At 57.8% G+C, this 24,432-nt stretch carries 23 protein-coding genes and 2 tRNA genes; 4 read left to right on the plus strand and 21 right to left on the minus strand.

The window, feature by feature from the left end:
- The first annotated feature begins 31 nt into the window (after nucleotides 1-31).
- Together BXY66_RS01300 and BXY66_RS01305 are read left to right on the plus strand one after the other, a co-directional pair.
- Nucleotides 32-397: a hypothetical protein gene (locus tag BXY66_RS01300; RefSeq protein WP_132858377.1), complete on the plus strand. Its 366-nt coding sequence runs from the start codon at nucleotides 32-34 to the stop codon at nucleotides 395-397.
- 192 nt (nucleotides 398-589) lie between these two features.
- A tRNA-Leu gene (locus BXY66_RS01305) sits at nucleotides 590-676 on the plus strand.
- 110 nt (nucleotides 677-786) lie between these two features.
- On the opposite strand, the gene BXY66_RS01310 is transcribed toward BXY66_RS01305, so the two are convergent.
- The 11 genes from BXY66_RS01310 to BXY66_RS01360 all read right to left on the minus strand — a co-directional run bounded on the left by BXY66_RS01310 (nucleotide 787) and on the right by BXY66_RS01360 (nucleotide 11,278).
- Nucleotides 787-2,091 carry a serine hydrolase domain-containing protein gene (locus tag BXY66_RS01310; protein WP_132858378.1) on the minus strand — a complete coding sequence of 435 codons (1,305 nt, stop codon included), beginning with the start codon at nucleotides 2,089-2,091 and terminating at the stop codon, nucleotides 787-789.
- A gap of 207 nt (nucleotides 2,092-2,298) precedes the next feature.
- Entirely contained in the window at nucleotides 2,299-2,868 is a 570-nt protein-coding gene (locus BXY66_RS01315) for a chemotaxis protein CheD (protein ID WP_132858379.1), read from the minus strand.
- A gap of 86 nt (nucleotides 2,869-2,954) precedes the next feature.
- Nucleotides 2,955-4,922, minus strand: coding sequence for a methyl-accepting chemotaxis protein (locus BXY66_RS01320; RefSeq protein ID WP_165929077.1), 1,968 nt, complete (start codon nucleotides 4,920-4,922; stop codon nucleotides 2,955-2,957).
- A gap of 121 nt (nucleotides 4,923-5,043) precedes the next feature.
- A complete protein-coding gene (locus BXY66_RS01325; RefSeq protein WP_132858381.1) occupies nucleotides 5,044-6,243 on the minus strand; it encodes a PAS domain-containing protein in 1,200 nt (399 codons plus the stop codon).
- A 23-nt stretch (nucleotides 6,244-6,266) separates the two neighbouring features.
- Complete coding sequence (locus tag BXY66_RS01330) at nucleotides 6,267-6,611, minus strand: hypothetical protein (protein ID WP_132858382.1); 345 nt, start codon at nucleotides 6,609-6,611, stop codon at nucleotides 6,267-6,269.
- 21 nt (nucleotides 6,612-6,632) lie between these two features.
- Nucleotides 6,633-7,019 (minus strand): response regulator, encoded by a 387-nt coding sequence (locus BXY66_RS01335; RefSeq protein WP_132858383.1) that lies wholly within the window; start codon nucleotides 7,017-7,019, stop codon nucleotides 6,633-6,635.
- Nucleotides 7,016-7,924 (minus strand): CheR family methyltransferase, encoded by a 909-nt coding sequence (locus BXY66_RS01340; RefSeq protein ID WP_132858384.1) that lies wholly within the window; start codon nucleotides 7,922-7,924, stop codon nucleotides 7,016-7,018. Before BXY66_RS01340 ends, BXY66_RS01335 begins: the two co-directional genes overlap by 4 nt.
- Nucleotides 7,921-8,391 (minus strand): chemotaxis protein CheW, encoded by a 471-nt coding sequence (locus BXY66_RS01345; RefSeq protein ID WP_132858385.1) that lies wholly within the window; start codon nucleotides 8,389-8,391, stop codon nucleotides 7,921-7,923. The genes BXY66_RS01340 and BXY66_RS01345 overlap by 4 nt, the downstream gene beginning before the upstream one ends.
- 1 nt (nucleotide 8,392) lies before the next feature.
- The gene (locus BXY66_RS01350) at nucleotides 8,393-10,600 is read right to left on the minus strand and encodes a chemotaxis protein CheA (RefSeq protein WP_132858386.1); all 2,208 of its coding nucleotides are present in this window, start codon (nucleotides 10,598-10,600) and stop codon (nucleotides 8,393-8,395) included.
- Between the two features lie 13 nt (nucleotides 10,601-10,613).
- A complete protein-coding gene (locus BXY66_RS01355; protein ID WP_132858387.1) occupies nucleotides 10,614-10,976 on the minus strand; it encodes a response regulator in 363 nt (120 codons plus the stop codon).
- Complete coding sequence (locus tag BXY66_RS01360; protein ID WP_132858388.1) at nucleotides 10,973-11,278, minus strand: STAS domain-containing protein; 306 nt, start codon at nucleotides 11,276-11,278, stop codon at nucleotides 10,973-10,975. The genes BXY66_RS01355 and BXY66_RS01360 overlap by 4 nt, the downstream gene beginning before the upstream one ends.
- Before the next feature lie 433 nt (nucleotides 11,279-11,711).
- On the opposite strand from BXY66_RS01360, the gene BXY66_RS01365 reads away from it, so the two are divergent.
- Nucleotides 11,712-14,366, plus strand: a complete 2,655-nt coding sequence (locus tag BXY66_RS01365) for a molybdopterin-dependent oxidoreductase (protein WP_132858389.1) — start codon at nucleotides 11,712-11,714, stop codon at nucleotides 14,364-14,366.
- A 47-nt stretch (nucleotides 14,367-14,413) separates the two neighbouring features.
- On the opposite strand, the gene BXY66_RS01370 is transcribed toward BXY66_RS01365, so the two are convergent.
- The 8 genes from BXY66_RS01370 to BXY66_RS01405 form a co-directional block, all read right to left on the minus strand.
- Nucleotides 14,414-15,091: a DsbA family oxidoreductase gene (locus tag BXY66_RS01370; RefSeq protein ID WP_132858390.1), complete on the minus strand. Its 678-nt coding sequence runs from the start codon at nucleotides 15,089-15,091 to the stop codon at nucleotides 14,414-14,416.
- Between the two features lie 87 nt (nucleotides 15,092-15,178).
- On the minus strand, nucleotides 15,179-16,108 hold the full coding sequence (locus BXY66_RS01375; protein ID WP_132858391.1) for an AEC family transporter: 930 nt from the start codon (nucleotides 16,106-16,108) through the stop codon (nucleotides 15,179-15,181).
- A gap of 40 nt (nucleotides 16,109-16,148) precedes the next feature.
- Complete coding sequence (locus BXY66_RS01380; protein ID WP_132858392.1) at nucleotides 16,149-16,955, minus strand: MBL fold metallo-hydrolase; 807 nt, start codon at nucleotides 16,953-16,955, stop codon at nucleotides 16,149-16,151.
- Nucleotides 16,952-17,758: a TatD family hydrolase gene (locus tag BXY66_RS01385; RefSeq protein WP_132858393.1), complete on the minus strand. Its 807-nt coding sequence runs from the start codon at nucleotides 17,756-17,758 to the stop codon at nucleotides 16,952-16,954. The genes BXY66_RS01380 and BXY66_RS01385 overlap by 4 nt, the downstream gene beginning before the upstream one ends.
- An 18-nt stretch (nucleotides 17,759-17,776) precedes the next feature.
- On the minus strand, nucleotides 17,777-18,925 hold the full coding sequence (locus tag BXY66_RS01390) for a DNA polymerase III subunit delta' (RefSeq protein ID WP_132858394.1): 1,149 nt from the start codon (nucleotides 18,923-18,925) through the stop codon (nucleotides 17,777-17,779).
- Nucleotides 18,922-19,560 carry a dTMP kinase gene (gene tmk / locus BXY66_RS01395; protein WP_132858395.1) on the minus strand — a complete coding sequence of 213 codons (639 nt, stop codon included), beginning with the start codon at nucleotides 19,558-19,560 and terminating at the stop codon, nucleotides 18,922-18,924. Before tmk ends, BXY66_RS01390 begins: the two co-directional genes overlap by 4 nt.
- Nucleotides 19,557-20,735 carry a D-alanyl-D-alanine carboxypeptidase family protein gene (locus BXY66_RS01400; protein WP_132858396.1) on the minus strand — a complete coding sequence of 393 codons (1,179 nt, stop codon included), beginning with the start codon at nucleotides 20,733-20,735 and terminating at the stop codon, nucleotides 19,557-19,559. Before BXY66_RS01400 ends, tmk begins: the two co-directional genes overlap by 4 nt.
- A 12-nt stretch (nucleotides 20,736-20,747) precedes the next feature.
- Nucleotides 20,748-21,653, minus strand: coding sequence for an SPOR domain-containing protein (locus BXY66_RS01405; RefSeq protein WP_132858397.1), 906 nt, complete (start codon nucleotides 21,651-21,653; stop codon nucleotides 20,748-20,750).
- Nucleotides 21,654-21,848: 195 nt separating this feature from the next.
- Between BXY66_RS01405 and BXY66_RS01410 the strand changes: the two genes are divergently transcribed.
- A tRNA-Ser gene (locus tag BXY66_RS01410) sits at nucleotides 21,849-21,938 on the plus strand.
- A 368-nt stretch (nucleotides 21,939-22,306) separates the two neighbouring features.
- Here the strand turns inward: BXY66_RS01410 and BXY66_RS01415 are convergent.
- Complete coding sequence (locus BXY66_RS01415) at nucleotides 22,307-23,986, minus strand: recombinase family protein (protein WP_132858398.1); 1,680 nt, start codon at nucleotides 23,984-23,986, stop codon at nucleotides 22,307-22,309.
- Nucleotides 23,983-24,405 carry a DUF2924 domain-containing protein gene (locus BXY66_RS01420; protein ID WP_132858399.1) on the minus strand — a complete coding sequence of 141 codons (423 nt, stop codon included), beginning with the start codon at nucleotides 24,403-24,405 and terminating at the stop codon, nucleotides 23,983-23,985. The genes BXY66_RS01415 and BXY66_RS01420 overlap by 4 nt, the downstream gene beginning before the upstream one ends.
- Nucleotides 24,406-24,432 lie beyond the last annotated feature (27 nt).

The raw sequence follows: 24,432 nt of genomic DNA on the forward strand, positions 1-24,432 counted from the left end.
TTCGCCGGTGACAAATTGCCAAACGGGCGGAATGGCGCGCAAAACACAGACTCTGGCAAGTTTTAAGGAGTTTGGTAGCTCCAAGTTAACGTTTGCTCCCTATATCTTAGGCATGCCGGAGAATTCCGGTTCGGATGTCGGGATTTCCTTTCGGGAACAGCTCGACGTGGATAGCCTGCTCAAGGAGCACCCAGATATGCCAGACGGTTCAAACCTGTTTCCGCGTGACGAAGAAATCCGTGACGGTTTTGCGCCGTCGTTGCCGCAAGAGGTATTGGACTACTTCGACGACATCACGGCTACGGGCGACGTCGAGCGGATGGCTCCGGGCTGGTGGTTGCTGCCGGCAATGTGCGTCGTGCCGGTCGGCGTTCTCGGACTTGTGCTGTTCTCCTGATCAACACTCCGAAGGTTTGAATTTCTCATATTAGCGGAAGAGAAATCTCGGGCTGACCCGCGTCCGGCCAGCGGAGAAATGCCCGTGCTGTCCTGTTGGCGGGCTTGTGCCAACAAAATACAAATTCCCTGTATTTTTCGCTTCACATCCCTGCAAAGGGTGGGTATTAGCCCCTCACCCACCAGGGCAAGTGCGGTCGTGGCGGAATTGGTAGACGCGCAGCGTTGAGGTCGCTGTTCCTTAACCGGAGTGGAAGTTCGAGTCTTCTCGACCGCACCAAATCTTCAAACAGATTTGAAAATGAAAAACCGCCCTTTGGGGCGGTTTCGTTTTTTAGGTAGTTGTCAGGCGCCCCGAAGTCGCGGCGCAGACGTATGTTGTTTTTCAGATTAGTCCGCCAACGCATCAATCAGTGACGGTATCAACTGGTGGAACTGCATCATCGCGAAGCGGGGAGTTTCCGCCATAGGGTAAGCGCCGTTCAATGCGATCACCGAATTTGTTTCTTTGTGCATTGCGCAGACCTGGCCGTTTACGCCAATCATCGCGAGGATGCGTTTGTCGCCTATTTCCAGAACGCGGAATTGGTCTTTGTAGTGACCGCCTGCCAGAGCGGATTCCTTGCCTTTGAGCCAGGCGCTGCGGACGATGTCATTGCCTTCCCAAAGGTTCGCGACGAAGTCTTCTGGGATGACTTGCTCGCCCTTCTCGTTTCGACCTTCATTCAGGAAGAGAAGGCCGACCCGGGCGAGATCCTTGGTGGCCATGTTCAAGCCGGTGGAGCCCATCGCGAGCCCCTTTTTGTCGGACATGAAATGCGCGTCGGCGGCGACACCGGCCTTTTGCAGCAAGTCGCGCTCCAGAATATTTGTGAAGCTTTCCCCGCTTGCGCGATCAACAATCAGGCCGAGCAATTCTGAATTGACGTCCTGATAGTCGTATTTCTCGCCCATAGCGTAGTTCTGCCGCTCAGTGATCAGGGGGAAGAAATCGAGTGTCCCGTTGGGGTATGGGGCGGATTTTTCCTGACCATAGTAGCCTTGGGCGTCAGAGAGGCGGGTATCCCAGTATTTCTCGACGGTGCCAGCAGCCAGGACCACTGCGGTGCGCATGTCGGAGATTTCCTGCACGGTTGCGGCCTTGAAGGCTGTGCCCAGTAGCTCGGGTACGTAGTCGATTGCGAGATCGTTCCAGCCCATAAGGCCTTTGTCGACAGCGATGGCCGCGGCCATGGCGGTGAAAGACTTGGACACGGACATATCCAGATGCGGTGCGTGTTCCGTCAGGCCATTGCCATAGTGCTCGTGCATGACCTCGCCATTCTTCAGGATCACGGCGTTATGGTTCTGCATCCGGTTGAGAAGAAAGTCCTGCGCCGACAGTGTGCCGTCAAAATCACGTACCAGAATTTTGGCAAGGTCCATCGGCGCGGAGCTTTGTTTTAGATGACGGACATAGTCTCCCTTATGGAGCGTATAGCTGTGGGAGAATTTGTAGACATGCGGCATCGCGGCGGCGATGAGTTCGGGCGTTTCCCAAGTTTCACCGGTCATACCGATGCTTTCGGCAGCTGCGAGGAAGTTGGCGTCAGGGCCTTTGAAAGTGACCGCTGAGACGGGAGTGGCCATTGCGCATGCAAGTGTGATGCCAAGGATGGCAAACGGGCGGGGGGCCGTGATGTTGGTGAAGCGCATTTTTTGGGGTCCAATTAGTTGCAGGTTGAAGCGCGGGGAGGTTTTGGGGTCGTCAGTCCGGGTGATTTGACTAAATTCCGCTTTGTGAGTGGTAAGTGGGCTCCGCGTGGGGAAATTCAACCGATAAATCGAAAAAATTCGTAAAATGTATTGGGCGAAAAAAGGGCCGCGAGAAGCGGCCCCTTGAAATGTGTTCGAGTGTAAGGCTCAGAAGAGCTGTACTTCGCCCGAATTGTCGTCGTGCTTGACGGCCCTTCGGCGTTCGGAAGCGCGGCTGGTCTCTTCCATCACAGAACTGGATTCGTTCATGAACCGGCGTTGGATGCGGCCGCCAACGGGCCAGAAACGGATGTTGCGCCCGCGTTGCCCGCCGAGGCAGCAATCCACAAGCTCAAAGCCTTCGTTGCGCACGAACCACATGGCGAATTCGGCATTCTTGGCGCCGATGTCGATGCGGCTGTTGAACATCTTGGAACCGCCCAGCAGTTTTACTTTCATCCGGTCGCGGCTGGCGCCCGCCTGAATGAGGCCGTTCACCAGAAGCTCCATCGCGTGAACACCTTCTTTCACGGCGCCCTGCGAATTCGGGTCGTTGCCGGGCAGCAGAAAGTGGTTCATGCCACCGATGCCGGCCACTTCATCCCACATGCAGGCAGCGACACAGCTGCCCAGCATCGTGGTGATGACCAGTTCGGGGTCGGTGGAGACTTGTACGTCTCCCTGCAGAAGGGCCTGCGTACGGAACCCGATAATGGCGTGTGAGTGGTTGTGGCTCATGGCGACTTTCGAAGTGCTGGTCCGGGCAGCGGAGGCCGTGGCCTCCGCTCGCCGCGGAGTATTGCGTTGGAGTGACAGAGACACGATCAGAAATCAGCCCATGCGTCGGGTTCGTTGACCGCTTGAGCGCGGTGATTGCGCGACGAGAATTCGATCACCGGCTGCTCTTCTTTCGGTGCTTCTTCTTCCACGATGCCTTCCTCGGCCTCAAAAGCGGCTTCGGTGTCGTGCGCGTCTTCGAAAGAGCCTTCCGCAGGTGCAGAGTCCTGCTCGAGGTCTTCGTCCCAGGATTGGATCGTTTCCTGCTGTTCTGCCGGCTGAGCGACATGTGCGCGCTCCTGGTGTCCGTCCTCCGACAGGGTGAAAGCACCCAGTGTTTCGGTCAGGCGTCCGGCTTCTTCGCTCAGGTTGCGGCTTGCGGCAGAGCTTTCCTCGATCATTGCGGCGTTGCGTTGTGTTACGCGGTCCAGCTCGGTCACACCGTCACGGATTTCGGACAAGTTGTTGGCTTGTTCACGAGAGACCGATGCGATCTGGGACACCAGTTCCGATGCCTGGCTGATGCCGCCGATAATTTCGTTCAGGGCGGTGCCTGCTTCGTTTACAAGGCGGCTGCCGTTGGTGACCTGTTCGCCGGAGCGGGTGATCAGTTCCTTGATTTCGTTCGCGCTGGAGGAGGCACGTTGTGCCAGGGCACGGACTTCGGAGGCAACCACCGCGAAGCCACGGCCAGCTTCGCCTGCCCGGGCGGCTTCGACGCCGGCGTTCAAGGCAAGCAAGTTGGTCTGGAACGCGATGTCGTCAATCACACCGATGATCGCGGTGATCTGCTCGGAGGATGCTTCGATGTTTTTCATCGCTTCGACAGTCTGTTCGACAACCTTGCCGCCGGAAGTCGCCTGAACCCGGTTTTCGAGAATGCGGGTGTTGGCTTCAGCCGCGCTCTTGGCGGTTTGTTCAACAGAGCCGGAGAGGCTTTCGATGGCGGCGGCAGATTCCTCGAGGGTCACGGCCTGCGCTTCAGAGCGCTTGGATTGGTCGATAACCACTTCCGCGATCTCTTCGGAACTGTTGCGAACGTTCTCGGCAGTGGTGGTGACAGTCATCAAGATGTCGCGCAGGTTGGTGACTACCTGGTTGTAGTCGTTGATGATTTCGATGCCGTCCTGGCCATGTTCAAACTGGCCCATGTCGATGGAGCGGTCCACACGGCCGTCGGCGAGGTCTGCCAGACCTTCGGCGAGGCGGGACACGAGTTCCTGACGTTTGTTGTCTTCTTTGGCGCGCATGGCGCGCAGCTGGGATTCCTCGGACAAAGTGTCCCGGAAGAAAGTCAGGCGTTGCGACATCTGGCCGATTTCGTCACCGCGGTCACCAAAGGGAACGTCGTGATCGTAGTCATGTGCGGCAATGCGTTCCATGGAATCACCAATTGCGAGCATCGGACGGATCGCCATGCGGCCAACCAGCCAAAGGATCAATCCCATAGCCACCAGCGCGGCAATCATGCTTGCGACAGACGCCATCAACTGAGCCTGCATCGCGGCGCTGTAGATAGGTGCCATGTCCCAGACAATGACCATGTTGCCCGCAACGCTTTTGCCGTCGCTGCCGACGATGGAAATCCCGTTGATAGCGTACTCTTGGGTGCGGAGCAATTCCGCCTTGCCGTCGCGGGACAACTTGGCTGCGAAGTCGTCGATCAGCGGTTTGGCCGGGGCGGCGTCAAATCCGTCTTTGGTAACAGTTGTGAGCTCGCCTTCCGGCGTGTTCAGATAGACCGTCAGAATTTGCGGATAGTTTTTCAAACCCGGTTTCAGCTGGTCATGGATGACCTCACCTTGACCGTTTTCAACCAGATCCCTAATTTGACCGGAAACCGCGCGGGTCATCAGTTCAGCGACCTGCGTCTGCGTCTCCTGCAGCGCTGCAAGGCGTTGATTGTATTGCGCAACAAAGCCAGCACCGACTGCTAGAATGCAAGCGGCACCGATCACAAGGGCGATCTTGGCCTGAATGCCAAGTTTAGAGAATCTCGTGCGAATTTTGGTCATGGCGGACATCGTTTTTCCGTTCGTTTACAGAGCCCTGAGAAGGGGTATGGGTCAGGGACTTTGATACTGATTTACTTGTTAAGCGTTATTGGCGCGTTAAACGGGCAGGAGCCTTTTCAGATTAAAAGGCACTCATTTTCTGCTGAATTTGAGAGGCCTTCGAAGAAAGCTCTGCAAGTCCACGATCTGTGTTGTCGTGGAAGGCTTGCAGGCGTTCGATGATACCGTCCAGACCGCTGTCAACATCACGCATACGCCCGCTTTCGACTTTGCAAAGCAGTTTCACAACATCGAGGCCGTTGATTCGACGGCGCAGGCTTCGGCAGATATCAGGGATAGGTTTACCTGCATTGGCAATTTCCCGGATGCGCTGAGCGCAAATGTTGTCCAGACGCGCTTGCTGGGCAGTCAACAAGCCCGCAGGGTTGCCTTCGACCAGATGGTCTTGCTCACGGGTAACGGCCTCTTTGAGAAGCTGGGAAAATTGCTGTGCCGCGCGACCGTGGGACACGGCAACGTGCATATCCTGCAAGGCGCCGGAGTTGTTGCCATAAAGACGACCCAGGAGTTCGTACATTTCCTGCGCCATGGCATCGTAGTTTTGCGAGATCGTTCCAAGTGCCGCGCCGGCGCCTTCGAGACGACCCGCGAGAATGCGCAGGTTTACCGGTTCGCCGCGAACACGTTTGAAGCCGGTTTCGATGTCCTGCGCCAGTTGGCGCATGTCGGTGACCAGTTCGAGAATTTCGTCCATCAGAGAGAAGGCTGTTTCGCTGCTGGGCAAAACGATGCCGCGCTTTTTGAACTCGGCGTCCAGCGCAAGCACGCTAAAGGTCTCGATGTCGGGAATTCCTTTGGCCGCCAACTGTTCCAGAAGCCAGTTTGCGCTTTCTTCCGGTGTTTTTCCGGCGGCCTCGAGCTTCAGCATTTCGGCGTAGAGTTCCTTGGCGATCTCAAAGTACTCGGTCTCCGGGTGGATGCGGGCAGACATGTACCCGTCTTCGGTCAGGGTTACGTTGGCAAGAACCCAATAGTATTGACCGGAGGAGGTGCGGTTCTTGACGTATGCACAGATCGGCTTGCCGGTTTTGATTGTGTCCCAAAGCAAGTGGAACACCCCTTTGGGCATGTCGGCGTGGCGCACGATTTTGTGCGGTGCGTTGAGCAGCTGCTCGGCCGTGTATTCCGCGACTTCGCGGAAATCTGTGCCAGCAAAAGTGATTACACCACGGGGGTCGGTTGCGGACGTCAGTACCGCTTCGCGCGGGACAGCCCGTTCATCGGCGCCGCGGGCCGGAGTGATTTTCGAGATCGCGTTCATGTCTGCCTCCAGAGGCTCGTCGGTCAAAACAGGTTCACGTCGCCAGAGACGGCCGGGGCCATTGCGACGGTGGTATTTTCGGTCAGGCGGGACTTCAGGTAGTCCAGCCGAATGGCGTTGCTAAGAGCGCCGGTGTCCAGGTCGGGGCCGCTTCCGATCATGGCTGACATCTTGCGCAGGAGCACAGAAACGTCGTCCAGGTGCTGGAACAGCGCATCCACCCTTTGCAGGTCGCGGATCTTGTTCTGATCCGCGTGTGTCAGGTCCAGTTCGCTGGTGAGAGCGTCGAGTGAGTGTGCGACGCTTGCCATTTCAGAAACATCTTCTGCGATGGTGGCCAGCAAATCTGCGGTGGATCTTGTGGTCATAGTCGTCCCCCGAAGGCGCGCTTAGAGCGCGCCAACTACTTTCTCGATGCAGGCTTTGAGTTGGGCGGTCTGGAACGGCTTCTTGATGAAGTTGTTCATGCCCAGCTTGACGCCGTGGTTGATGGTTTCGGGGTCGGCACGACCGGTGATCAGGATGAAACCGGTGCGGGCAATCGGCTTGTGCGAACGGATGGCATGCAGCAGCTGCAGACCGTCCATCTCGGGCATGTTGTAGTCCGACAGCACGAGGTGAACCGGACGTTGTGCCAGGCTGCGCCACGCGGATTGACCGTTGTTTTCGGTGCGGTAGTTGACGATGCCGATTTCATCCAGCGCCTGTGTGATAAGGCCGCGGCTTGTGGACATGTCATCAACAACCATGACGTGGAGTTTGTCTTTCAGGCTCATACTGCTTTCCCCATTTCTAAGGATTTGCCGTTTCCAGCGGATTTTTGGTGCGCGCGGGTCGTTTTGAAGACGCCTCTGCCCACAGTTTCAAAACGGTCGGCGTTATCCGCATCGATGCCTTCGGAGTGGCCGATGAAGAGCGAACCGTCGTCAGTCAGCGCTTCGCCAAAACGGCGCCAGAGCTTGCTTTGGGTCGGAACATCAAAGTAGATGGCCACGTTCCGGCAGATGATTACGTCGAACTTGCCGCTGAAGGGCCAGTCGCCGTGGAGGTTCAACTGGCGGAAGGCGATCAGGTTGCGCGCAGCACCGACAACCGACATCTGGTCGGTTTTGCCCTGAACCGGCTCGAAATACGCGGAGGCCTGTTTCGCATCCAGAGTTTCTGTCGACATGCGGGGGTAGTGGCCGGTTGCGGCGCGATCCAGAATTTCCAGATCGATGTCAGTGGCCAGAATCTTGATGTCGTACTTGTGTGCGTCCGGACACAGGTCCAAAACGTGGAATGCCAGGCCATATGGCTCTTCGCCGCTCGAACAACCAGCGGACCAGATGCGGACGCGACCGCCGCGACGGGCTTTGTCGATCAGCGCCGGCAGCGTGTGTTCTGCCAGATGCTCGAAGTGGTGCTCTTCGCGGTTAAAGCGCGTCATATTGGTCGTATAGGCGTTGACGAAATGATCTTTTTCGGCGCCGGCAGTACCGTTTTCGAGACGGCTGCAATACTCGGAGACCGACGAAATGCCGGTCGCCCGCAGGCGTTTCGCGAGACGGGCCGCAACCATCGCACGCTTGTGCGGTTGCAGGTCGATACCCGTCATGGCGCGAACGAGACCAGCAATACGGGCGAAATCGCCGTCGCTGATGGTTCCGTCCTCAAGCATATGGCCTAGATTCTGCGTCATGCTGCGACCAGTTTTTCCTGAGGCATGATTTGATGCACGTCGATGGCGCGGACGATGGTTTCATCCAGCGTGTAAACGCCCTTGATGAAGGCCGCGGTTTTTGCCGAAGACACTTCAGGAGTGGGCTGCATGTCGGTCGGGTTAACGGTCAGGATGTTGGAGACCGCGTCTACCAGGAAGCCGACGCTTTTCTGATCGATGTGCGCGATGATGATCACCGAACGTGATTCCGGTACGGTTTTGCCCAGGCCGAGGCGCATGGACAGATCCATTACCGGCAGCACTGCGCCGCGCAGGTTCATCATGCCAACCACGTATTCCGGCGCGTGCGGCAGGGTTGTTGTGCTGGTCCAACCGCGGATTTCCAGGACATGGCCAATGTCGAGGCAGAATGCCTGCTCGCCGATGGTGAAGGAAACGATCTCGATACGATCTGCGGTTTGTTCTTCGGTAATTTGCTCAGTCATATCAGGCTACCTCTGCATGTTCTTGACCCTTGAGCAGGCTCAGCTGGCTTTTGCCTGCGGCGGGGATCATTTGGTCTGTGTCGACAATCAGGGCAATTTTGCCGTTGCCGAGAATGGTGGCGGCTGCGATGCCGGGGATGGATTGATAGTTCTGCTCCAAACCTTTGATCACGACTTCGCGCTGTTCGATGATGGTGTCGACGGCCAGTGCCGAGCGCCGGCCGCTTTCGCCTTCGATCAGCAGGAGCGCCTGGTTTTCCAGGTTTTCCAGCGGTCTGCGGAAGCCGAGTGCCTCGCCAAGATCGACGATGGGGAGGATTTCGCCATTCATCGACAGGCCGCGGTCGCCTTCGCAGAAGTCATGCACATTTGCCTGACCCGGCTGCAGCGTTTCGCGCAGAGCCACCGTTGGTACCACGAGAGACTCGCCTTCGATGGTGACAAGCATGCCTTCCATCACAGCCAGCGTCAGTGGCAGCGAGATGGTCATCAAGGTGCCTTTGCCCGGCTCGGATTGCAGGTTGATCCGGCCACCAAGTGCCTGGATTTCGCTGCGAACCACATCCAGACCGACGCCGCGTCCCGACAGTTCGGAAACCGCATCCGCAGTGGAGAAACCGGGGCGGAACAACAGGTTGTCCACGTCGGAGTCGGTCAGGTCGTCTTCGGGACGGACCAGCCCGCGCTCTTCTGCGATGCGACGAACTTTCTCGCGGTTGATACCTGCGCCGTCGTCGGACAGAGAAATCACAACGCGACCGGAACGGTGCGCGGCTTCGAGTTTGATCGTCCCTTGCGCCGGTTTGCCCGCCTTAACACGGTCTTCCGCAGTTTCCAGACCATGGTCCACCGAGTTGCGGATCATGTGGGTAAGCGGTTCGACCAAGCGTTCAGTGACCGTTTTGTCGACTTCCGTGCTGTCGCCGATCACCAACATACGGGCGTCCTTGCCAGCAGTACGGGAAGATTCACGCACAATCCGGGACATCCGCTGGAACAGGCCACGCACGGGCTGTGCGCGGATCGCCATAACGCTTTCCTGTAGAACGCCGGACAGGGTCTTGAGCTGGCCAATGGCCTCACTCACCGAACTGTTGGCAGAAACAGGCAATTCGTTCATCGACTGGCGCAACATGGCTTCGCTGATGACCAGCTCCCCCACGAGGTTGATGAGACGGTCGACACGGTCCAGATCAACACGGATCGTGCTGTTGCGCGGTTCAGACTTTTTTGCGGCCGCCGGTTTTGCCTCCGCCGGTTTTGTGGACGGCTTGGCGACAGGCGCGGGTGCTTCTGCGATCGGGGCCGGTGCGGCCTCGGGCGCTGCAATGTCTTCCAGCGGCGGAAGCTCGGCAGGCGCGTCCAGATCTGGAAGATCGGGGAGGCCTGCAGGGGCTTCGCCCTCGACGAAAGTGGTGGAGACGTCCAGCACGCACTGGCTTTCCACGAATTCGAACACTTCGCGCACGTCGTCTTCGGTGGTGCTTTCGGCCGGGATCAGTTCAAGCGTCCATTTCAGGCCCGCGAAGGATTCCCCAACTTCGTTGAGAGGCAGAACTTCGGAGGTGTCCGCATTCACGGTCAACTCGCCAAGATCGGCCAGTGCCCGGAATAGAAGCGCGGGGTCGTGTCCGCGGGCATAGAGACCCGGATCCGCAGAGAATTCAATGACATAGGCCAAGGTGCCGTTGCTGTCTTCGGCAGCGCCGCCCAGATCAAAGTCGAGATCGGGCAGGGGGGCGAGTGTGTCGTCGTCGCCGCCGATGTCCAGTGTCAGAGGCACAAAGTCGGCCGAGTCAACTTCTGCAGCTTCTTCACCGCCAGCACCACCTTCAGGTGCGGAGACTTGATGCAGGTCAGCCAGAATGGAGGCACCAGCGTCTTCCGGAATGTCGACTTCGTCGCGTGCGGCATCCACCAGATCGCTCAGGTGGTCAAAGGACGAGAACATCAAGGCGATGAGGCCTGGGTCCGCTTCGATCTTTTCCGACCGCAGGTCTTCGAGCACATTCTCGAAGGCGTGGGCGAAGTTGATCAGACGGTCCAAGCCGAATGCGCCGCCACCACCTTTGATGGAGTGTACGGAGCGGAACATGGCGTTGATGGTTTCTGCATCGCCATTGCCGTTCTGGAGGTCATCGAGACCGGTGGAGAGAACCTCCATCAGGTCGTCGCATTCCTCAAAGAACATGTCACGAAGATCGGACATAACGGTTCTCCTTTCAGACAACCAAGCGGTTGATAACCGCCACTAGTTTTTCTGCGTCAAATGGTTTCACGATCCAGCCGGTGGCTCCGGCGTCACGGGCACGCTGTTTGAGGGCGTCACCGTTTTCGGTGGTCAGCACGAGGATCGGCAGCGAGGCGTTTTCCGGCTTTGCGCGGACGCCTTCGATCAGGCCGAAGCCGTCGAGGCGCGGCATGTTGATGTCCGTGATCACCAGGTCAGGCGCGGAGCCGGGCAGGACTTCGAGTCCTTCGACACCGTCTTCTGCCAGATCAACATCCATCCCTGCTTCGGTCAGGGCGGATTCCAGCATCGCCCGCATCGTGCGGGAATCATCGATGGCCAAAATTTTTGTCATTCTTGGGATACCTCTTGGAAGAGTGCTGTCTGTTGCAGGCCCAGGTTGGACACCCCTGCAACAAATTTTTCGGACATGTTCTGAACGGTGAAATCGACGCTTGCGTCGGACCATTCAGCGTGGGCAGCCAGGAGCAATTCTGCACCAGCACCGCCGATGAACTGGCAAGCCTGTGCGTCGAGCGTGACCGATTGGCCTCGCAGAGCCTCGAGTTGCGCGCGGAGCGCCGTGGCATGGGAATGGTCCAGGGTCTTGGGCAGGTCGATTTGGCCTGCGGTACTAATTTGATCAGTTGGGCACATTTCGGGTAACTATCGCTTACAGAGTTCAGGCTTGTTTTGCGGAACGTAGGCATACTCCATTAACACCGCGTTACTGACGGTCCGGCCCCAGGGAAATTGGTGCTTAGTCACTGAAAAGAAGCCGAAAAATCACATCTTAAATTTTTGGAGAATGGTAGATCTGCCGGTTTGAAACGGTCGATGCAGAGCTTGCTTAAGGCCCTGTTAAGGCTTTGGTCCGGCGCGCAAGGAATCAGAGGTTTGGAGCCGTTGTTTCAGCGTGCAACCGTTGGATGAATTGTGATCATCCGGCCGATCCGAAAGGTTTGTGAATTTCAAAAGCCATGCTAGCGTCGATGAGACGATGCCGGCTCCGTCCATAGACCAGCCAATATTTTTGGTGGAGTGGCCCGTATCTGACGATTTGGGAATTACAGATTATGAGGAATAGACGATGACTCTGTCCAGACGCCAGCTATTGAAATCAGGTACAGCGGCCGCTGCTTTTGCCCCGCTGACAAGTTCACCCCTTTTTGCCGCCGCGGATGGCGCTGCGCGTAACGTGAGTTTTATTCCCCACGCGGAGCAATACGGTGCGTTTTGGGCAATGGTTGAGGACGGCGAGTTTGTTAAGGCAATCCCACGTACGGAGTATGATCCACGGCCGACTCATATGGTGTCGCGTGGTGCCGTCAGCCGGACGTATTCGCCGACACGCATCGAGTATCCCTACGTTCGTAAGTCCTATCTTGAGGGGCTGGATGGCGACCGGCGGACCGATTTGCGCGCCAAGGACGAGTGGGTGCGGGTAGATTGGGACACCGCGCTGGGCCTGACAGCCAAGGCCATTCTCGACACGCTGGAGACACATGACAACGACGCCATCTTCTCATCGTCTTACGGCGCCTGGGCCCATGGCGGTGTATTGACGCCGAACGTGCTTCAGGGCCGTTTCTTCAATCTGATCGGCGGCTGTTCTGTCACAGTGGGTGATTACTCGGGCGGCGCGGCCCAAATTTTGATGCCGCACGTCGTGGGTGACATGGAAGTCTATTCACGCCAGACGTCGTGGTGGCAGCTTTTGCAAAACACGGAGCAGTTCATTCTGGTGGGCGTAGACCCGCACAAGAACGGCCGTGCTGAAGGTGGGGTGACTGACCACTCCATGTTCCCGAAGTGGGAAGCGATCCGCGAGGCGGGCGTCAAGTTCATCTCGATTGATCCGCAGCAGACGACCACGGCGGACTGGTTGGACGCGGAATGGGTGAAAATCATTCCGAACACAGACACAGCCTTGTTCATGGCGATGACCTATCACCTCGTGGACCGTAAAAAGCACGACGAGGAATTCCTCAAGAAATACACCGTCGGCTGGGAGAAGTACGTCGATTACCTTCAGGGCAAGGACGACGGTATTCGCAAGACACCGGAGTGGGCGGCAGAGATCACCGGCATTCCCGCGCAGAAGATCCGCGCGCTTGCCAACAACGCGAACAACAAACGCACACAGATCGGTGGAAGCTGGTCGATTCAGCGCGCGCACCACGGCGAAATGCCGTATTGGGCAATCACGGCATTCAGCTGCTTCACCGGCCAGTTCGGTCTTCCGGGCGGCGGCGTTGGTTTCAGCTGGCACTGGGGGCAGGGCGGTGCGCTTTTCGCACAAGCAATTGCACCGGGTGGACTGCCACAAGGCCGCAACCGTGCGCCGGGAATTTGTCCCGCAAGCCGCATTAACGAGATGCTGCTGAACCCTGGTAAGGAGTTCACACGCAACGGCACGACATATAACTATCCGGACGTGCAGATGGTCTATAACGCGGGCAACAACTTTGCTTCGCACCAGCAGGACGTGAACGAACTGCTCCGGGCCTTGCAGAAAGTGCACACGGTTGTTGTTCAGGATTGTTGGTGGACGGCTTCTGCGCAGTTTGCCGACATTGTTCTACCGGCCTGTACGACGCTGGAAACCAACGAGATTGGTTCTGGTGGTACATATTCCAAAGACAAGGTTTATGCCTTCCGCAAGGTGATCGAACCGATTGGTGAAAGTCTTCCCGACTTTGAAATCTTCAGACGTCTCGCGGCACTCTTTGGTGTGGAGGAAGGTTTCACTGACAATATGGAAGTCATGGACATCATCGAACAGTCCTATGACAAATCCACGGCCTCGGAGTACATGGACTTTGACGAATTCTGGGAAGTGGGTGTGGCCCGCGTACCCACTCCGACTGAGGAGCGTACCTGGACGCGACATGGAGCGTTCCGCGAAGATCCGGACGCCAACCCGCTCGCGACCGCATCGGGCAAGGTCGAGATTTTCTGCCAGAATATTGCGGATATGAATATCGACGACTGCCCTGGTATGCCGACCTGGATGGAGCCAGCGGAGTATCTCGGCAACGCGCCGGAGCCGGACATGGTGCATGTTGTCAGTCCGCACCCCTACAACCGCATCCACAGTCAGTTCGCGCAGGCGGACCTGCGCGACGAGATGAACATCGAAGATCGTGAATGGGTCAAGGTCAGCAAAGCCGATGCCGCCAAACATGGCATTGAGGATGGTGATTTGGTGGAGCTTTACAACGATCGCGGCACGATCATTGTCGGCGCTCGCGTTGGCGAGGACATCATGGAAGGCGTTGTGTCTCTCTATGAAGGCGCGTGGTTGAGCTATGACAGCAAGGGACGTTGTAACTCGGGGGCGATCAACATTTTGACGTCCAGCCGGCCTTCAAGCGGACTGTCGCAGGCGACCACTGCGAACACCTGTCTGGCCAAGCTACGTAAAGCGACCGACGTGGAAGGGCCGAACAAGGCGTATCTGGCGAACGATCGATTGATTGACGAGCAGATGACGCTCGAAGCTTCTGTGTTCGGCTTGGAGCGTGCGGAAACCGCGGTCGCAAGCCTCTTGGAGGACATGGAGCCGGGCGAAAAGCTGTTTTATGAGAAATGCACGCTTTGCCACGTTCCGCGTGATCCGAAAGGACACACGAAGAAAGAGTGGGATTCCATCACTCAGTCGATGTTCCCGAATGCCGGCCTTGAAGGCGAAGAAGCGCAAGAGGTGCTTGATTGGCTTTACGCCAACGCCAAAGACGCTTGAGCCGGATCAGATAGAGACTGAAAGGGCGCCCTCAGAGGCGCCCTTTTCTATGCGCCCGCCGGAACCTTACGGGGCTGTTGCGCCATGTGTTCCAGTACTTTGGAGAAAATTTCGACGCCTTGAGCGCCGGATGTGGCCTGCTGCGCATCAAAAATCATAGTCGGCACGCCGGAAACCCCGCGGGATGTCCAGAAAGTTTCTTTTTCGCGCACGGTGTCGGCATAGCGGTTGTCCGAAAGAACAGCGCGTGCTTCATCAGTATCGAGGCCAACTGACCCTGCCACGTCGATCAGAATATCATTGTCGCTCACGTCCCGGCCTTCTGTGAAATAGGCGTCAAACAGAGCAAGTTTAAGGTCTTGGGCTTTGCCGGTGTCGCTGGCCCAGTGGATCAATTGGTGGGCTGCGAAGGTGTTGTAGATGCGGCTGTCATCGGACCACGCAAAGGTGAAGTCGAGCTCCTCGCCCAGATCTGACAAACGTGTGCGGGCCTGTGCGGATTGCTCGGCTGTGGAGCCGTATTTGCGCATGATATGCTCGCGGATGTTTTCGCCTTCGGGCACCATGTCTGGGTTCAATTCGAACGGATGCCAGTAGGTTTCAACGGCGATGCCAGTGGCCTCGGAAGCTTTCAGAAGCTGTCGGTAGCCGATGATGCACCAAGGACAGACAACGTCGGAGACGATATCGACACGGATCGGGTCTTGTTGGGACTCTTGGGACATGGGGCTGGCTCCTGAGGTTAAGGCCTAAAAATGGGGTGGTCGCAGCGCGGGCGCAAGTCACCGTTCCGCGAGGTCACGGACCACTGCCTAGGGGAGAACGCCTAGCCACATCCAGACGGTGATCACCGAAAGCGCTGTGCCGATAAGAACGGTAGAGGCCGCAACACGCATCGCTCGGCCATACATATTGGCAAAGAGATAGGCGTTGATGCCCGGCGCCATTGAAGCAGTCACAATGGCGGAGCGCATGTTGTCGATGGAAATCGCGGACCAAGTGCCGAAGGCAAAGGTCAATGCGGGATGTAGTCCGAGCGATACAAAGCAGCAGAACAGAATGGTGCGCGTGTCACCTTCTGGGCGATACCGATACAGAACGCCGCCCATCCCGAAGAGGGCGGCAGGCAATGCCGAGGATGCAAGCAGGTTGACGGCGTGACTGACCGCTCCGGGCACGGGGATGTTGCCAAGGTTCACGACGAAGCCAAGCCCGATCCCCAGGATCAGCGCGTTGGAGAACATGGCTTTGAGTACCGTGGGTACAATTCGGGCCTTTGACGTGTGCCGCGCGCGCATGACTTCCATGACAGCAATGCCAAGACCATAACAAAATGGCGCATGGATCGAGATGATCGCGTAGTTGCCGGTGAGGCTGTCCGCTCCGTAGGCCCGTTCCATAATTGCGAGACCAAGCAGGAGGGAGTTGGAAAACAGACAGACAAACCCGATGGCGGTGGCGTCTTCCCAGTCTCGCCCGAAGAAAAACTTGGCGCCAAGCATCCCCGTCAGAAAGCAAAGAAATGCCGCTGCATAAAAACTGCCGAGCAGGGCTGTGTTGAATTCTGCGGCGAGATCGAGATTGCTGATCGCACGAAAGAGCAGGACCGGTACCGCAAAATTGGTGGCGTAACGCATCAACCCATCGACGTTGGATTGCGTGAACCAACCGCGCCAGGCGGCGAGATAGCCAAAGCCGATCAGGATAAAGACCGGCAGGATCACCGAGATCAGTGTCTGCATGTTTTGCGCTTTCGCGCCTCTGACCGCGGATTGGCGGAAATCAGAGGTCGTAGGTGATTTTCATGCCGTCAAAGGCGGGCGTGATGTGGTCAGGCGTTTCGGCCTCGAGTGTGGCGTAATCCAGATCGATGTGCATGTTGGTCAGAACCGCCCGCTCCGGTTTGGTGCGTTCGATCCATTCCAGCGACTTTTCCAGATGTGCGTGGGTGGGATGCGGTGTGCGACGCAGAGCATCGACAATGAAACACTTCATCCCTTCAAGTTTGGGCCATGCCTCGTCATAGATGTCGACAACGTCTGGCATGTAGACAACATCATTCACCCGGAATGCCAGTGCATCGATGCTTCCGTGATCGACCTGAATCGGCGTGAAGCAGATATCGCCTCCCGGTCCGGAAATCACAAAATCGCGGGTCTCGTCGATTGTGAGCATTTCCAGGATTGGCGGGTAGGGACTGTCCTTGGGTTGCACAAACGCATAACCAAAGCGGCTCATAAGATCGTTTTGAGTGGCGCCGTCGGCCCATACCGGAATGCGCGCGCGCATGTTGAAGACAATCATGCGCAGATCATCAATGCCGTGGATGTGGTCAGCATGGTTGTGCGTATAGACAACTGCATCCAGCCGCCCCGTTTCCTCGCCGAGGAGCTGATCGCGCATGTCCGGGGAGGTATCCACCAAAACGGTGGTTGTGCCTTCATCGGTCGTGCGCTCGATCAGCATTGAGCAGCGGCGGCGACGGTTTTTCGGGTTGTCAGGATCACAGTCCCCCCAATGGCCGCCAAGCCGTGGAACGCCGCCCGAACTGCCGCAGCCGAGGATCGTGAAGGTCAGTTTTGCGCTCATGCGGCGGCCGCTTTCAGCTTGGCCTTTGAGAACAGGCGGTCGAAGTTGGCCTGTGTCTGGACGGCGAAGTCGGCATACTCCATACCGAAGACTTCCGCGCCGACACGCGCGGTTTTTTCAACGTATGAAGGTTCGTTGCGTTTGCCGCGGTACGGCGGTGGTGCCAAGTAGGGCGCATCGGTTTCGACCAGGACGCGGTCGACCGGTGCGCTTGCAAAGATGTCGCGGACCTCCTGCGAGCGGGGGAAGGCGGCAATACCAGACATTGACAGGTAAAAGCCGAGATCCAGCATATTGCGGGCCAGTTCCGGACCGGAGCTGTAGCAGTGCATTACGCAAGAGTAGGCGCCCTTGTTGAATTCGTCTGTGAGTATCGCAGTCATGTCGTCGTCTGCATCGCGGCTATGGATGATCAGCGGAAGCCCGGTTTCGCGGGCGGCCTCACAATGTACGCGCAACGAGGTCTGCTGGATTTCCTTGCTGTCGGCCGTGTAGTGGTAGTCCAGCCCTGTTTCGCCAATGCCAACAAACTTGGGGTGCTGCGCAAGTGCTACCAATTCGTCCACCGTGGCGAGCGGTTCATCAGCGGCACTCATCGGATGGGTGCCAGCAGCATAAAAAACCGGGTCGTAGGTTTCCGCGATAGCACGCACACTCGGTTCGTTTTTTAGCCGTGTGCAGATCGTGACCATACGGGTGACGCCGAAGTCTGCGGCGCGTGCGATGAATTCGTCCAGTTTGCCGTCAAAATCGGGGAAGTCGAGATGGCAGTGGCTGTCAGTGATCTGCGGGTAGTCTGTCATGGTGCCCTCAGGCAGCGCCTAGGCGCTGGCGGTTTTCTGAATCTTGAAAACCGTATCAAGCACCAAGGCGGCAGGGTCAAGGTTGACCGCTTTACCATGACGTGTGCGGTCCGTGATTTCCTGCGCCAGATTGGCCCAGGCGCGCGCTTTGTGTGCATCCGGCGACAGGCGCATCAAGAGTTCGGCTTCGCCTTGAACTATTTCGGTAACAGGAGGCGTGCCCAACGCACCGGTGCGGGCAATTCGGGATACAAAGACGTCCAGCAACGTCAGGAGCAGGTCAAAATGCGCGTCAGCACCGCGGGCAGCAGCGCCTTCGGCGAGCTTTAGGGCACGTTGCCGGTCAAACTGGGGCATAGAAGCAAAGAGCGCGGCCAGTTCCTGATAAATTGACAGACCACCCAGTTGGGTGATGCGCAACGCTTCTCCGACTGACCCTGCGGACAATTCTGCAAGCGCAGGGGTTTCATCGGCGGCGTGGCCTGCTTGTTCCATCGCAGCATGCATGTCTTCCGGCGACAACGGATGGAACCGCAACTCGCGACAACGAGACCGAATGGTTGGCAGGAGCCGGGAGGGTTGATGTGAAATCAGCAACATCGTTGTGCGGTCTGGTGGCTCCTCCAACATTTTGAGGAGCGCGTTTGCGGCGTTGACGTTCATCTCATCAGCGCTGTCGACAATCACCACACGGCGCCCACCGTCGGTCGCTGACATGTGCAGAAAGGATGCCATTTCCCGGACTTCGTTGACTCGGATGTCCGCCGCAAACTTGCCCTCTTGCCGCGATTTCTCCCGAGCGCTGTCTGTGCTGCCAGCGAAGCCGCGACGCAAAAGGAACAGCCCCGGTTCGGAGAGAGCTATAATACGGTGCGCAACAGGGTGATCCGGGTCGATTGACAGGCTGTCATGGGGTTGAGGCTCACCGAACAGTCCGCCGCCATCCTCAACTGGCTGGGTTAGGAGGAAACGGGCAATCCGCCACGCCATTGTAGCCTTGCCGACACCCTGTGGTCCCGTAAGCAACCACCCATGATGCAAACGGCCTGAATTAACCGCTGTCAGAAAATTCATCTCGGCTTGGGATTGTCCGAAAAGCTGATCAGTTTCGCGTGGGTGCGGGGCTCCGGGAACCCGATCGGGTTCTGGCGTGGTTTCATCACTCACGACAAGTGCTCCGCCAGGGCTTCCATGACACGAGTTGCCACTTCCTCCGGGGTGCCGGCGCCATTCAGCACACGAAAGCGGTCAGCGTACTCGCGAGACAAGGCAAGGAAGCCAGAACGCATCTGGTCTTGAAGCGCCTGACCGAAATCCTCGAAACGCTCCTCTGCGGTTTGACGGGATTTGGCACGGGACAGCCCCTCGGCAGGGTCCATGTCGATCAAAATGGTGAGGTCAGGTTCGCGGCCGATCATCAGATCGTGCAATTGGTCTACGACGTTGCGGAGATCGCCGCGCGACAATCCCTGATACATGCGTGTGCTGTCGGCGAAACGGTCGCAGATGACAATTTTTCCCGCAGCGAGAGCCGGCAGGATGGTGCGTTCAAGGTGGTCCCGCCGCGCGGCAGTAAATAAAAGGATCTCTGTCTCGGCGGACCAACGGTCGGGATCGCCCTCAAGCACCAGAGCACGGATTTCCTCGGCCCCTTTGGAGCCGCCAGGTTCGCGGGTCAACACAACCTCATGCCCCTCGGCGATCAGGTGATCTGCAAGCATGCGCGCCTGGGTGGACTTACCCGATCCGTCGATGCCCTCAAAGGTGATGAAGTGTCCGCCGGTTACGGTGTTTGTCGTCACTGGCTGGCCTCTGTGCCGGTCTCAGACGCGGTAAATTGGGTAAAAAGAGTGCTCATGGCGGTGCTGACGCGCACACCAAAGCCGCCTTCGGCTACATCAGCTTCTGCCACCAGGGGAATGCGCATCTGCGGTAGATCCTCTGGCATCAGGACAAGCTCCGCCAGTTGATCGCCCTTGGCGATAGGGGCCTCAAGCGGACCGTTGTAAATGACTTCGCCTTTGACTTTGCCTTGCGCCAGAACAGGGAGAAGCACATCGATGTCCTTAGCCGGTACGAGACCCACCCGCTGGTCTTTGCCCATCCAGACATTGGCTTCGGCAATCCGCTGGCCTTCCCGCGCTAACGTGGTTTCGGAGAACTGGCGGAAAGCCCAGCTCACAATTTGTTCTGAAACTTCGGCGCGTTCCTTTTCGCTGGACAGGCCCGAAATGGCGAAGATGACACGACGGTTGCCTTGTTTTGCGGACCCGACAAGTCCGTAGCCTGCTTCCTGTGTGTGGCCGGTTTTCAAGCCATCTGCCCCGATATCGAGCTTCAGCAACGGGTTGCGGTTGCGGGTGTTTGATGGCGCGCGGCCGTCAAACGCAAACTCGGTTTCCGCGAACATGGGGTAAAATTCCGGAAACTCGGTGATCAGATGGTTCGCGAGCAGCGCAAGGTCGCGCATCGACATGACGTGGCCCGGTGCAGGCCAGCCGTTGGAGTTGGCGAAGGTCGAATTGGTCATGCCAAGTTGGCGGGCCCGGCGGGTCATCAGGCGAGCAAAGCCAGCCTCGGTGCCGTCGGGGCTAAGCGTTTCGGCTATCACGGCACACGCGTCGTTGCCTGACAAAACGATGATACCGCGCAGAAGGTCGGAGACCGTCACGCGGTCGGTGGTGTCCAGAAACATGGTTGAGCCGCCGTAGCTCATGGCGTGCTGGCTGACGGGTAAGGTTTCCTGCATTGACAGACGACCGTCGCGGACCGCTTCGAACGCCATGTACAACGTCATCAATTTGGACATGGACGCGGGCGGGATGGCATCGTCAGCGTTTTTCGCCAGAAGAACAGTGCCGGTTGTTTGATCTACGACATAGGCGGCTCGGGCCTTTGTTTCAAAGGCTTGCGCCTGCACCGCAGTCAACAGAAGGGCCAAGCCGAGAGACAGAAATCGGGGCAGGGACAAACGCATTAGCGGTCTCCGTTAGTTGGTGACGGCATAGGCGTCGGTAAAGCCTGTGCCGTGGACTTTCTTGATCATCGCTTTCAGGTCGGATCTGCTCGTGGCTGGCCCGACAATCACCCGCCAGAAGGTTTTGGAACCCGATGTGGTTTTCTTGATCAGCGGCGTCAGGCCGGCGGCTTCCATTTGCTTTGCAGCGTTTTGGGCGTTGGATTCCACCGAGAAAATGCCGATCTGTACATAGGGTTTGCTGAGCGACGTAGATGTCGGTTTGGGCGCCACTTCAGATTGGGCCGCCGGTGTTGCCGTGGGTGCCGCGGCAGGGGCGGCAGCGGTTTCACTGGCTTCCGCCGCCGCGATGGCAGCACTCGCTGCTGCGATGGGTTCCAATGGTGCCTCTTCAACGTCGGCGACTTCGGCCACAGTTTCGGCCTCGGTGACTTCCGGTTCCGGTGCGACTTCTTCGCGGCGGAGGGCCGTCACGTTTAGCTCGACCGGCTGACCAGCCAGCATGCCGAGAGCTTCGGCTGCGTCCGATGAAATCTGAATCCGCGGGCCGGGAATTTCACGTTCTCGGCGGAACAGCGCACCAATGACGAACTTGCCGTTGGATTGGTTGCGGATGATAACGCGTTCGGGGTCGCCAACGTCAGGGTGTGCGGCCCAGACACCACCGAGTGACGGGCGGCCGTCCCAAAGACCGGCTTCTGACACAGAAAACACTTCTGGTGCTTCGACGTCTCGTTCGACAAGTTTTGTTGTGCCGGAAGCGCTGGTGGCACTTGAAGATGCTTCGCTATCTGGGCCTTTTCCGAAAGTGAAACCCTCGCCCTCGGTACAGGCAGACAGGATCAGGCTGAGCGCGAGAAACGCTGTACCGGCTCTCAGCGCCGTTTTCGCGCCGATTTTCTGTGGTTGGTCCGCCATGAATTGCCTCTCGCCTGCGTCCATTTTTATTGCCCCATGTCGCTGTTTGAGATGGCTGTGAATTGCCGTCAGCGAACGTTTGGGCGGAGTGTAGCCGGATGCGGGCTTTATGGAAAGTGGCCGTGAAGCTGTAAGCGGATTTTTGAAGAAAAACGGGTTGCGTCGGTTTTACGTCGGCTTTAGGGAGAGGGCGTCGGAGGAGTGGCAGAGTGGTTGAATGCACCGGTCTTGAAAACCGACGAGGGTTAACGCCCTCCGTGGGTTCGAATCCCACCTCCTCCGCCACCGACCCCTGTCTCAGTTGTCCCTGCAGAATTAGCCGTGATTAGTGGCGTGATTTCCGTCGGTTGCGAGGTTGTGTTTTGAACTGAGACGCACCGTGTCGCTGGTTTTCCGTGAACATTCTCAAAAGTCTCAGAGCGGTCATTTGGCCGGTGAGGTTTGGTGGGGCATTTCCCTGTTAAGGGTCGATTAACAGGGAATTTGACTGAAATTGCCCTGATCTACCTAAAAGCAGTGGGATTTTCAGGAGCTATTACAGTGGGTTGGAACGTAAATTCCCTGCTCGATGGAACAGGGAATTCAAATCATGGAATAGGGAATTTTCAGGCAGGTATCAGGGAAACGGATTTTCCGATCAGGGATCAGGGGATTTATGCGAATCCAAAGAGGTGCTCCTGGGCCGACCAGTCCATCGGTATCTTGCTACGGGCGATGGTTTCGAGCGTCAGCTCAGCTGGGTGTGATCCGGACAGGATGGCCTGTTGGATGCGGGGCGACAGAAACGCCATCGGGATGATGCGGGTGATGTAGCTTTCCGAGATGGAGGTTGCGGCGGCGATGTGTTTGACCGATGTGCCGGCCTTCATCTGTGTGACCCAGTCATGGGCATTCTTCAGCGCCCGGATCAGGGTGGCGTCGGGCGTGGTCTGCATCTCGCCCGCGACGATCTTCATCTCGACACCCCGCCGTCGGATGGTGAAGGGCACATCGATGGTGCAAAGAGTCTCATGCAGGTCGACCCCGGGAAGGCCCTGCTGTTTTGCGAGTGCGTCGGGCGCGAGATGAAGTTGCAAGCGGCCATCGGTGATGGCGCCGGATTTGAGGAAAGCGGTGGCTACCTTCATGCCGCCATTTTCAATATCGTGGGCCAGACTATGTACCCTGTCAGAGGCGGCCGAAGATTGAAGGGCGTTTGCGCGGGTTAAAACCTGATGGTATCGGGCCGCCAATTGCAGGTGATTTGCGATGGCGGAGGCCACTGCCTTCTCCAGTGCCTTTGCCGGAAGACGCCAGCCGGTGGGGTCGGGCTTGCCCGAGATCAGGCGGTTCGAGACGTAGTAGTGGTGACGCTGGCGACCCTTCTGTGTGTGAGACGGGGTCAGGATGTCGCCGGTCTCGTCGCGCAACTTGCCAAGCAAGGGTGCGGTTGGGGTGGCCGATGTTGCCCGCTCTGATCCAGCTCCACCACGGCGGCGCATGGCGGCAGCCTCAAGTTTATCCTGCACACGATCCCATTGCCTTTGCTCGATGATCGCCGCGTGTTGCCCGGGGAAAGACTTGTCCTTGTGACGGATGCGCCCAAGATATGTGGGGTTGCGCAGGATGTGATAGATCTGGCCGCGACTAAAGGGGCGGCCTCCCTGCACCCGGCCCGTGGAGAACACGTGGCGCTTGGAGATCAGACCTTCGGCCTCGCTCTGTCGCATGACGGCGTTGAGGCATTCCAGTTCGTCGTAAGAGTCAAACACCCGCCGAACTGTTTCTGCCTCTGCATCATTCACAACCAGTTCCCGGCGATTGGGATCCGGGTGGGCATCATAGCCCAGTGGTGGCACGCCCCCCATCCAGAGGCCCTTCTTTTTGGAGGCGGCGATCTTGTCACGGATGCGTTCAGCGGTGACTTCCCGCTCGAACTGGGCGAAGGACAACAGCACGTTGAGGGTAAGACGCCCCATGGAGGACGAGGTGTTGAAGGCCTGGGTCACAGAAACAAAGGAACAGTCGGCTTCTTCGAACTGATCGACCAGCCTGGCGAAGTCGGCCAATGAGCGGGTCAGACGGTCAATCTTGTAGACGACCACCATGTCAATGAGGCCAGCTTTGATGTCGGCCAGCAGCTGCTGCAACGCGGGGCGCTCCAATGTGCCGCCGGATTTACCACCATCGTCATATCGAGTGGGTAAGAGCTTCCAGCCCTCGTGCTTCTGGCTGGCGATACATGCGGCACAGGCTTCATGCTGGGCATCCAGCGAGTTGAAGTCCTGATCCAGCCCTTCCTCGGAAGATTTGCGGGTGTAGATGGCGCAACGGATCTTACGTGTCAGGCTCATTTGGAAACTCCTTTCCGTGTCAGGCCAAAGAAGCGTGGGCCGGACCAGTGGCTGCCGGTGATGGTGCGGGCAATGATCGAGAGGGAGCGGTATGTGTCTCCATTCCAGAGAAACCCGCCTTCGGTGACATCGACCACATGGGTGACCCCGTTCCATTCCCGAAGCAGCCGCCCACCGAGTTTGAGGGTGGTCTGGGGTGTTTTTGTCGCGCGTGCTTTGCCGGCCTCTTTGCGCAATGCCTTCTGCACAGCTTTGGGCAATCCCCCTTGCTGTTGCGCTTGTGCCTCGAAACTCAACACCCGGCGCATGAAAGTTTGGCTCATGCGCGGCGGCGGGACACTTCCAAGTGCCTCGCGCCAGGCGTCGGACAGTGCGTCGCGATCCAGGCTGGCGATCTCTCCCGGAGGTGGCAGGGTCATAAGCGTCTCCTCAATCAGGTGGCAGGA

Origin of the sequence: Shimia isoporae, from assembly GCF_004346865.1 — a bacterium.
GTDB classification, from domain to species: Bacteria; Pseudomonadota; Alphaproteobacteria; order Rhodobacterales; family Rhodobacteraceae; genus Shimia; species Shimia isoporae.